Below are 8658 nucleotides of genomic sequence, written 5' to 3'. Positions count from 1 at the left end.
TAAATAGCTTCAAAAGATATATATTCATCAAAAAATTATCCATTTAATACACTTCTGTGATATTAACCATCCTGATTACAATCTTACGGACAAAAAAACAATAGCAAGAAACCTCAATAAACTTTGATAAATGCCTGATTATGCTTAAATTAGTATCATAGCATTGCAGCTATATTGTACTATGAAATTAGTGAGTAATTCATGAGTCAAAATCGAAAAAGCTTAAAAAACGTCATTTAAAGGCCGTCAGGCTACTTTCATAAAGACCCGTCCGGTCCGCTAAAAGCTCTTCAGATTTCTGAGGAGCTTTTTTCTTTTATAGTATTCCAAAATATTTCCCCCTGCTTATATTGTAAAATACCGTTTACGCAGCCAGAAAGCAACATTTACCAATGCAATCAGTGCAGGTACTTCGACAAGCGGCCCAATTACTCCCGTGAAAGCTTCGCCGGAGTTGATACCAAATACACCGATGGCAACAGCTATTGCCAGTTCAAAATTATTTCCTGTAGCAGTAAATGCGATGGATGTGCTTTTTGAATAATCGGCGCCGAAGTATTTACCAGCGAAAAAACTAACTAAAAACATGACGGAGAAATAAATTACTAAAGGAAGAGCTATTCTGACTACATCCATAGGAATCTGCACAATCAATTTTCCCTTGAGACTGAACATGACTACGATTGTAAATAACAATGCAATTAAAGTAACAGGCGAAATAAAGGACACATATCTCGTTTGAAACCATGTCTCGCCTTTTATATCAATCAACACATAACGGCTGATAATTCCTAAAGCGAAAGGAATACCCAGGTAAATACCAACACTTTTTGCAATCTCAATAATAGTAATATCGACAGCATACCCTTTGATCCCAAACAAAGGAGGCAGGACTGTAATAAATACATAAGCGTAAACACTATACAGCAAAACCTGAAAAATGCTGTTTAAAGCGATTAAGCCGGCAGCGTATTCCCTGTTCCCCTCTGCAAGTTCATTCCAAACCACAACCATTGCAATACATCTTGCCAGGCCAATCAATATTAATCCGATCATATATGCTGGATATTGATGCAGGAATGTAATAGCCAGTACGAACATCAGAACCGGGCCTACTACCCAGTTCAAAAACAATGAAGCGGTCAGTACTTTTGTATCCTTGAATACCGCCCCCATGTTTTCATATTTCACTTTCGCAAGTGGCGGGTACATCATCAAAATCAGCCCGAGAGCCAGCGGTATATTCGTTGTTCCGCTTGAAAAGGAATTGATAAATCCTGATGATGAAGGGATAAAATAACCTATAGTTATCCCGGTTGCCATGGCAAGGAAAATCCATAAAGTAAGAAAGCGGTCGAGGAAACTTAGTTTCTTTCTTTCTGCCGCGGGCGCACAATGCGTTACTGACATTTCAATTCAAGTGGTTTTCAGCAAAGTCAGAAGCGTAAATTTTAATCATATCCCTTACTTGCCTGAACGCGTTCATAACTTCTTCTTCGGTTCCTGTTGCTTTTGCAGGATCCGGAAAATTGTAGTGAAATTTTTGTGCTTGTGTAGGAAAGAACGGACAGCTTTCTTTGGCGTTGTCACAAACGGTAATTACGTAATCAAAATTGATATGGGCATATTCATCGATATGATTTGATGTGTGTGCAGCTATATCGAGACCGCTTTCCGCCATAACTTTCACTGCTCTGGGATTAAGTCCGTGGACTTCAATACCGGCACTATAGATGTTTGCCTTATTCTCTGCAAAGTGCCTTAAAAACCCTTCTGCCAATTGACTGCGACAACTATTGCCCGTGCAGAGTACCAATACATTTTTCATATTTTTAGTTTATTCCTGCTATTTTACTTCTCCGCTCTAATAAATTGACATCGCGCCATTTATCCAGCATTTTCCCCACTTTTTCCCTGTATCCTATCAGACGGAAACCTTCATTTTCATGTAACCGCATGCTGGCAGTGTTTTCCGGAAATATACCCGATTGCAATGTCCAGATGTTAGACTTTTCACTTTCAGAAATGACATGTTTCAATAATTGTGAGCCAATGCCCATGCCCCTGAAAGTACCGGATATATAAATGCTGACTTCTGCCACTCCAGCATAAACACAGCGACTGGACACTGGTGACAACGCCACCCATCCTGCTACTTCATTTTTTATAATGGCAACATAGCGAAGGTTTGCTAAATGTGCTTTATCCCATTCATCCCACGAAGGTGCAGTCGTTTGCAGGGTAGCCTGCCCTGTTGCTATTCCTTCCAGGTATATCCTTCTTATTTCCGGCCAGTGCGCCGGCTTCAGATTTTCAATTATTGTCATAGCTAAAACTTTAACAGCAGCCCGATCCAGGTGTACAGGTGTCGGTCACCGCAGCCAGGTTAATCAATTGTATTTTCGGTTTCTGCTCTGGTGTGCAACATTCTTCAGCACTGTCGGTAGTGCCACAACTGCCCCCTCTGCTAATTGCTTTGCATTCTACGGCGTCTGGCACAAGATTAACGACCAGGCTGGCACCAACAACGGATATTTCAGAAGGGAACATCTGACGGGTATCAAAGTCGCTGTTGCCAAATTCAATCTTCACTTTTCCAAGCGGATTAAGCGGTAATTTACTTTCTACAAGTTGAATGATAGACAGCGCTTTTTCAACTTTCATTGCCCGCTCACTCTCACGGATTTTTGGTTCCCAGAGCTGGACAATGATTTCAGTCCATGCATTCATCACACCACCACAATCTACCGAAGTAACCGTAGCTTGCTTGATCTCCGTGATATGGTATGAAGCATCCACAAGTCGGTCACTGCCAAACTGAAATTGAAGTTCTAAAGAAGGCTGCTCAATCAATAATTGTTTGAAAGTCTGCCAGTCCATTGCTTCATGTTTTTTCATATTGCTATCCTTTTAATTGTAATATTACGATGTATTAATTCAAAAATTTTTAGCAGCAGGTATTCCCGCCTTTATAAGAATTAAACAAAGTACCTAACTCATTTTGTAATTGCTCCCATGCCTTGGGCTCTATGCAATAACATATGCTTACCCCTTCAATTGTTCCCTGTATCAACCCAGCATTCTTCAGCTCTTTCAGATGCTGAGAAATTGTGGCTTGGGCCAGACCAAGTTCTGTAACCAGATCGCCACAAATACACGCATTTGCATTAATGATATATTCAAGAATAGCAATTCTTGCAGGATGTGCAATTGCTTTAAGCATCACTGCCAGGTGATTTTGGCGGTCAGTAAAGATTTCTGTTTTTGTAAGCCCCATAACAATCGCAATATTACGATATAATGTTGATTATTCAAATTCCTGTAAAACATTTGATAAGTAAGTTCACAATTATATCTTTGCATTTAATCAATCTAAATAAGGAGAGTAATTTCATTCAGGGTTCACTCGCTTTATTTAAGGATAACGGCTCATTATAAATCATAGTCATGTATACAATAATTGTTTTACTGGTATTTATTGCCTTTTTCTTTTTATACAATCTGTCAAAAAAAACAGAATGGTCTGATAAACCAGCCTGGGCAGCTTATTTCGAGAAAAAGCGAATACTGTCTACCGTCCTAAGTGCAATACTGATATTGATCGCCGGAGTTTTGCTTGAAAATGATAATGGAATGGTATCAGGGATCTTCAGCTTAATGGTCATTCTCATGGCAATGGGTAGTGTGATTGTTTTACTTTTTCCTTTCAGGTACGTCTCAGTCAAACAAATGGCCCTGTTATTCCTCGTATTTATCGTTTTTGAACAGTTGATTTTCTAATTATGCCGGCTAATAAAAAATACCTTACCAAATCCCCTTTTCAGAAATTCCTGAAAATTACAGCTGGTTTTGTTGGTGGATATTGTGTTATGATCTCATTTCATTGTTTGCTTTGCTGCATTTTTGAGCCCAAAAACGTAATCATTACAGCTGCTTTTACAGGCTACATCCTTTGGGCTGTCCTGATGCTGGTTGCTTTTCTTGCTAAAAGCGCGTGGAAGATCTGGTTATGTTATATCGTACTAACTGGCATCTTCTACCTTCCTTTCGTCTTTAACCTTTAACCGGACCATGAAAAATAGAAATTATAATATATATTTTAATACGCATACGATCAGCGGTATTATCATATCGGCCATATTATTTGTTATTTTTTTCGCAGGTTCCTACACCCTCTTCAAAGATGAAATATCTGCCTGGCAGAGCAATACCTCATTTAAGGCGCAACCCGACAAAAAATTAAATTACAATAAGTTACTTGATTCACTTGATCAAAAGTACAACCTGAAAGGCCGCGATGTATCTTTTTTTTTCCAGAAGGGTACCTTTGATACCTATGTAGAAGTTACTGCATCCAAAGACAGTACGCTTGTTCCGAAAAAGAAACCTGAACCAGAAAAAAAAGCGGGTAAAAGAGGCCGTCGTGGTGATGGCGACGGTGCTTACTTCAAATACAATTTTTATAAGGGCGACAGTAAGACTTATGAGCAAACGTATGACCTGGGCGAGTTCCTGTACCGCCTTCACTTTCTTGCACAACTCAATCAGGTACCTATCAGAATTGGTACCCCATTCGGATATTTAGTTGCAGGTTTAGTGTCCTTTTTCTTTTTATTTGCACTGATTACAGGCCTGCTGCTTCACTGGGACAAAATCGTGTCTAATTTCTTTGTCTTCAGGCCATGGTCAAAAGTAAAAACCGTTTGGACTGATTCACATACTGCACTGGGACTAATCGGTTTTCCTTTTCAGCTGGTCTATGCTGTGACGGGTGTTGTACTCATTATAAATGCGATATTGCTGATGCCTTTCACCATGATATTGTACCATGGTAAGTCAGACAAGATGTACAGCGATCTGGAGTATTCAGATGCTAAGGTCTATACATATACGTATGAGGCCCTGCCCGGAAAAGTTGATGTACAGTCTTACATCAACCGCACTGAAAAACTTTGGGAAGATTCTCAGATAAACAGGGTGATGATCAAAAATTATGGAGATGCCTCCATGGCAATTATTGCTGAAGGTGCAGCAAATCCTCAACGCAGTTTTTCCGGTAACGGCAGGATTGTCTACGAGATTAAAAATGATAAAATAGCTTATCACCACTCCCCATTGGGCGAAAGCACCTATATCAGTAAGGTTAAAAGCCTGATCTATCACCTGCATTTTGGAGATTACAGCGGTTACGCCTTAAAGATCATTTACTTTATACTGGGAATGATGGGTTGTGTAGTGATTATTTCAGGTATCCTGATCTGGCTGGTTGCCCGCGATAAAAAGAATGTTCCTGAGCGTAAAAGAAAGTTCAATCTATGGCTGGCAAATATTTTCCTGGCAATTTGTCTTTCCATGTTTCCTGTAACAGCGCTGACCTTTATTGCAATAAAAATAAGCAGCTCAGTGGATATGGGTTACATCTATCGTGTATACTTCTACAGCTGGCTGTTGCTGTCGGTATACTATATTATCAGAAAAAACCTGAACCGTACAAACCGTGAAACACTGCTTCTGGGAAGTATCTTCAGCTTAGCCATACCTTTCGCAAATGGAATACGCACAGGCAATTGGGTATGGAAAACATATGCTGCGGGCGCTACTGACATCTTATTTATTGATCTCTTCAGTTTATCAATTGCAATTGTTGGTTTTATCAGTTTTTACAAAATCAGCCAACGCCACAAAACTCAGGTAGAAATATAAAAAAACAAATTAGATACAGGATTGCATTTTTTTCTATATTTGCAGCCCCGCAAGGGAGAACGGACCGGTAGTTCAGCTGGTTAGAATGCCGCCCTGTCACGGCGGAGGTCGCGGGTTCGAGTCCCGTCCGGTCCGCTAAAAAGCCTTAACTTCAAAAAGTTGAGGCTTTTTTATTTAAAACCTGCTCCTGAATACTCACCAGAATATAAAACATTAGCTGTTATAAAAAGAAAATGGCGGCCAATTTGCACCCGCCATTTTCTAATTAAAAGCATATACTTAAATGCTATAATCCTAACATTTGTCTAAGTTGTGAATCTGCTGCTTCACGGTATTCAGCCCTTTTCGATAAATCTGCCGCTTCCAATGCTGCCGAAAGCCCTGCTTTATCTAAATCATTACAATATGCCGGTGAACCTGGCTCCTGTTTCCAGGAGTCTGCAAGCGATCCTGTATCTATAGCATCAAAGCCAATAGCTTCAATCAAATCCAATACTACCTGCTTTCCATTAGCATCGTCACCTGCAACAGACAAAGCGACACGGCCATCTTCACCAGCAGGAACCGCTTTTGACTCCAGGCTGGCGGAATAAATATTGTTAAAGGCTTTGATCACGGTATGACCAATGTGTTGAGCTACCCATTGGCTATCCATAACTCCATTCTGAATTTCCCCGATTTCTCCGTCGCGTATAGGATAATAGTTTCCTGTATCAACAATGGTGGCCTTAGAATTTGTAAAAAGACCTGCTGGTAATTCTGGAATCGCCTTTTCAGGGATCGTGATAATAATTAAGTCCTCAGCTGCTGCTGCCTCCTTTACAGTTGCTGGTTTTGCACCGGTTTGTTGAGCAAGTTCTGTTAAAGTCTCCGGGCCCCTGGAGTTTGCAATACTCACGTCATGTCCGAGATCCGTTAAATGTTTCGCAAGTGCACTTCCTATGTTCCCTGAACCAATGATTCCTACTTTCATATACTTTTCTTTATTTATTATGGTGATTTAATATAACGCAGCAACCAAAAACATGTTTGCCCGGAGCCGGGATAACAACGCGAATTTACTTTCAATAAACAGTATGTATGCGTAGTATTAGTCCACCAGCTCTAGCGTCCGGTTCCCCTGATGAATAAAACATTCAATACATTTTCGCCTTCAATAATGTAACTAATCATGATTAACTTCATCTTATAGTTATAATCAGATATGACAGCAAGGTCAAAGAACATAAGGAATATCATTTTGCTGGGATTTATCCTGCTCAAATTCCTGTTGCAGTATTATTTAATCAATCCCCGGTACGATCTGCAACGTGACGAATACCTGCATCTTGACCAGGCAAACCACCTTGCCTTAGGTTATCTTTCGGTCCCGCCTGCAACTTCATGGATAGCCTGTATTATTCAGCTGGCAGGAGGTTCAGTGTATTGGGTCAGATTTTTCCCTGCATTGTTTGGGGCGCTTACTATTATCATTGTCTGGAAAACTATAGAAACTTTAAAAGGAAATCTTTACGCCCTGATATTAGGGGCAACCTGTGTACTGTTATCTGCCCTGATAAGGATTAACTTTCTCTTTCAGCCCAATTCACTGGACGTATTGTGCTGGACAGCATGTTATTTTGCTATCATCCAATACTTCAGGACAGCGCAACCAAAGTGGATCTACATCACCGCATGTGTGTTTGCAATTGGTTTTCTGAATAAATACAATATAGTATTCCTGCTTATCGGACTGCTGCCTGCTATCCTGATGACTGAGCAGCGGAATATATTCGCTAAGAAAGAGTTTTATATCGCATTACTGCTGGCCCTCCTATTGATCAGCCCAAACCTTTATTGGCAATACACAAATGATTTCCCTGTCTTCAGGCATTTCAAAGTACTAAATGATACACAACTGATCCACGTGAACAGATGGCTTTTTCTACGGGAACAGCTCTCTTATTTTCTTGGGGCTTTGCCTGTGCTTATCGCATCTTTGTATGCTTTGCTGTTTTACCGGCCTTTTAGAAAATATAAATTCCTGTTTTGGTCATTTCTGTTCAGCCTGATTACTTTTGTATATCTCAGGGCTAAAGGTTATTATGCGATAGGGATCTATCCTATTTACATAGCGCTTGGCTCGGTCTATCTGGCCGACATATTAAAACAAGGGAAAAGATTTCAAGCCCTAATATATCTGGCGCTACCTGTAATAATTTATGCATTATTGTTTAACATAGTTTTCAGGATAGAAAGCCCAACAGAGATTATCAAAAGAAATAATGTATATAAAAAACTTGGGCTGCTGCGCTGGGAGGATGGCAAAGACCATAGCCTGCCACAGGATTTTGCAGATATGCTGGGCTGGAAAGAATTAGCAGCAAAAGTTGAGCTGGCTTATAACGGTATGCCAAAGGATACACGAACTGTTATACTGTGCGACAACTATGGTCAGGCAGGAGCAATCAATTATTACGCTGGAAATAAAGCGATAAGGGCGGTATCATTTAATGCTGATTATATCAATTGGTTTGAGCTCGAAAAGCCGGCAGACAATGTCATCCGTGTCAAGGTATTTGCTGACAGCAAAGATGAATTTGCAAAGACAAGCCCCTATTTTCAAAAGTCTGTTGTTGCTGATTCCGTAAACAATCCAATGGCCAGGGAGTATAAAACAACAATTTTTGTATTCACCGGATCCAAAACAGACGTCAATAAAAGACTGAAGGCGGAAATCGAAGAAGAAAAATAATCCTTATTGATTGTGGGAACCACCAATCGGAGCAACATCAGGCACTACTGGTCTGACGGCTTCTTTCCTGATTTTACCCGGTGTTATAGAATTACCCGGAGTAATCGCCAATCCGCTAACTCCTCTCAGCAGCAGGGCAGGCGTATGGTCATCTACTTTGGCATTCAGACCATTTAAAGTCAAGCCGATAACATCCTCTGCGATCATAGCAGGACGCACTT

General features: G+C 40.3%; 10 protein-coding genes and 1 tRNA gene. 4 read left to right on the top strand and 7 right to left on the bottom strand.

Going from position 1 to position 8658, the window contains the following annotated elements:
- Nucleotides 1-345: 345 nt before the first annotated feature.
- The 5 genes from arsB to ABWY16_RS14980 are packed head-to-tail and all read right to left on the bottom strand — an operon-like array spanning nucleotide 346 to nucleotide 3277.
- Nucleotides 346-1410 carry an ACR3 family arsenite efflux transporter gene (gene arsB / locus ABWY16_RS15000; protein WP_353905459.1) on the bottom strand — a complete coding sequence of 355 codons (1065 nt, stop codon included), beginning with the start codon at nucleotides 1408-1410 and terminating at the stop codon, nucleotides 346-348.
- 1 nt (nucleotide 1411) lies between these two features.
- Nucleotides 1412-1828: an arsenate reductase ArsC gene (locus ABWY16_RS14995; RefSeq protein ID WP_353905458.1), complete on the bottom strand. Its 417-nt coding sequence runs from the start codon at nucleotides 1826-1828 to the stop codon at nucleotides 1412-1414.
- 4 nt (nucleotides 1829-1832) lie between these two features.
- Nucleotides 1833-2327, bottom strand: coding sequence for a GNAT family N-acetyltransferase (locus tag ABWY16_RS14990; RefSeq protein ID WP_353905457.1), 495 nt, complete (start codon nucleotides 2325-2327; stop codon nucleotides 1833-1835).
- Nucleotides 2328-2337: 10 nt separating this feature from the next.
- Entirely contained in the window at nucleotides 2338-2898 is a 561-nt protein-coding gene (locus ABWY16_RS14985) for a DUF6428 family protein (protein ID WP_353905456.1), read from the bottom strand.
- A 49-nt stretch (nucleotides 2899-2947) separates the two neighbouring features.
- Nucleotides 2948-3277: an ArsR/SmtB family transcription factor gene (locus ABWY16_RS14980; RefSeq protein WP_353905455.1), complete on the bottom strand. Its 330-nt coding sequence runs from the start codon at nucleotides 3275-3277 to the stop codon at nucleotides 2948-2950.
- 170 nt (nucleotides 3278-3447) lie between these two features.
- On the opposite strand from ABWY16_RS14980, the gene ABWY16_RS14975 reads away from it, so the two are divergent.
- The 3 genes from ABWY16_RS14975 to ABWY16_RS14965 all read left to right on the top strand — a co-directional run bounded on the left by ABWY16_RS14975 (nucleotide 3448) and on the right by ABWY16_RS14965 (nucleotide 5838).
- A complete protein-coding gene (locus tag ABWY16_RS14975; RefSeq protein WP_353905454.1) occupies nucleotides 3448-3780 on the top strand; it encodes a hypothetical protein in 333 nt (110 codons plus the stop codon).
- Nucleotides 3781-4071: 291 nt separating this feature from the next.
- Complete coding sequence (locus ABWY16_RS14970) at nucleotides 4072-5703, top strand: PepSY-associated TM helix domain-containing protein (protein ID WP_353905453.1); 1632 nt, start codon at nucleotides 4072-4074, stop codon at nucleotides 5701-5703.
- 61 nt (nucleotides 5704-5764) lie between these two features.
- A tRNA-Asp gene (locus ABWY16_RS14965) sits at nucleotides 5765-5838 on the top strand.
- Nucleotides 5839-5989: 151 nt separating this feature from the next.
- On the opposite strand, the gene ABWY16_RS14960 is transcribed toward ABWY16_RS14965, so the two are convergent.
- Complete coding sequence (locus ABWY16_RS14960) at nucleotides 5990-6676, bottom strand: NADPH-dependent F420 reductase (RefSeq protein WP_353905452.1); 687 nt, start codon at nucleotides 6674-6676, stop codon at nucleotides 5990-5992.
- Nucleotides 6677-6907: 231 nt separating this feature from the next.
- Between ABWY16_RS14960 and ABWY16_RS14955 the strand changes: the two genes are divergently transcribed.
- Nucleotides 6908-8437, top strand: a complete 1530-nt coding sequence (locus tag ABWY16_RS14955) for an ArnT family glycosyltransferase (protein WP_353905451.1) — start codon at nucleotides 6908-6910, stop codon at nucleotides 8435-8437.
- A gap of 3 nt (nucleotides 8438-8440) precedes the next feature.
- Here ABWY16_RS14955 and ABWY16_RS14950 read toward each other — a convergent pair.
- A partial coding sequence (locus ABWY16_RS14950; protein ID WP_353905450.1) for a hypothetical protein occupies nucleotides 8441-8658 on the bottom strand: 218 nt, incomplete at its 5' end.

This window comes from Pedobacter sp. (assembly GCF_040513095.1).
Lineage (GTDB): Bacteria > Bacteroidota > Bacteroidia > Sphingobacteriales > Sphingobacteriaceae > Pedobacter.
The sequence above is the reverse complement of the archived record's forward strand: the minus strand, read 5'-3'. Positions and strand labels throughout refer to the sequence as shown.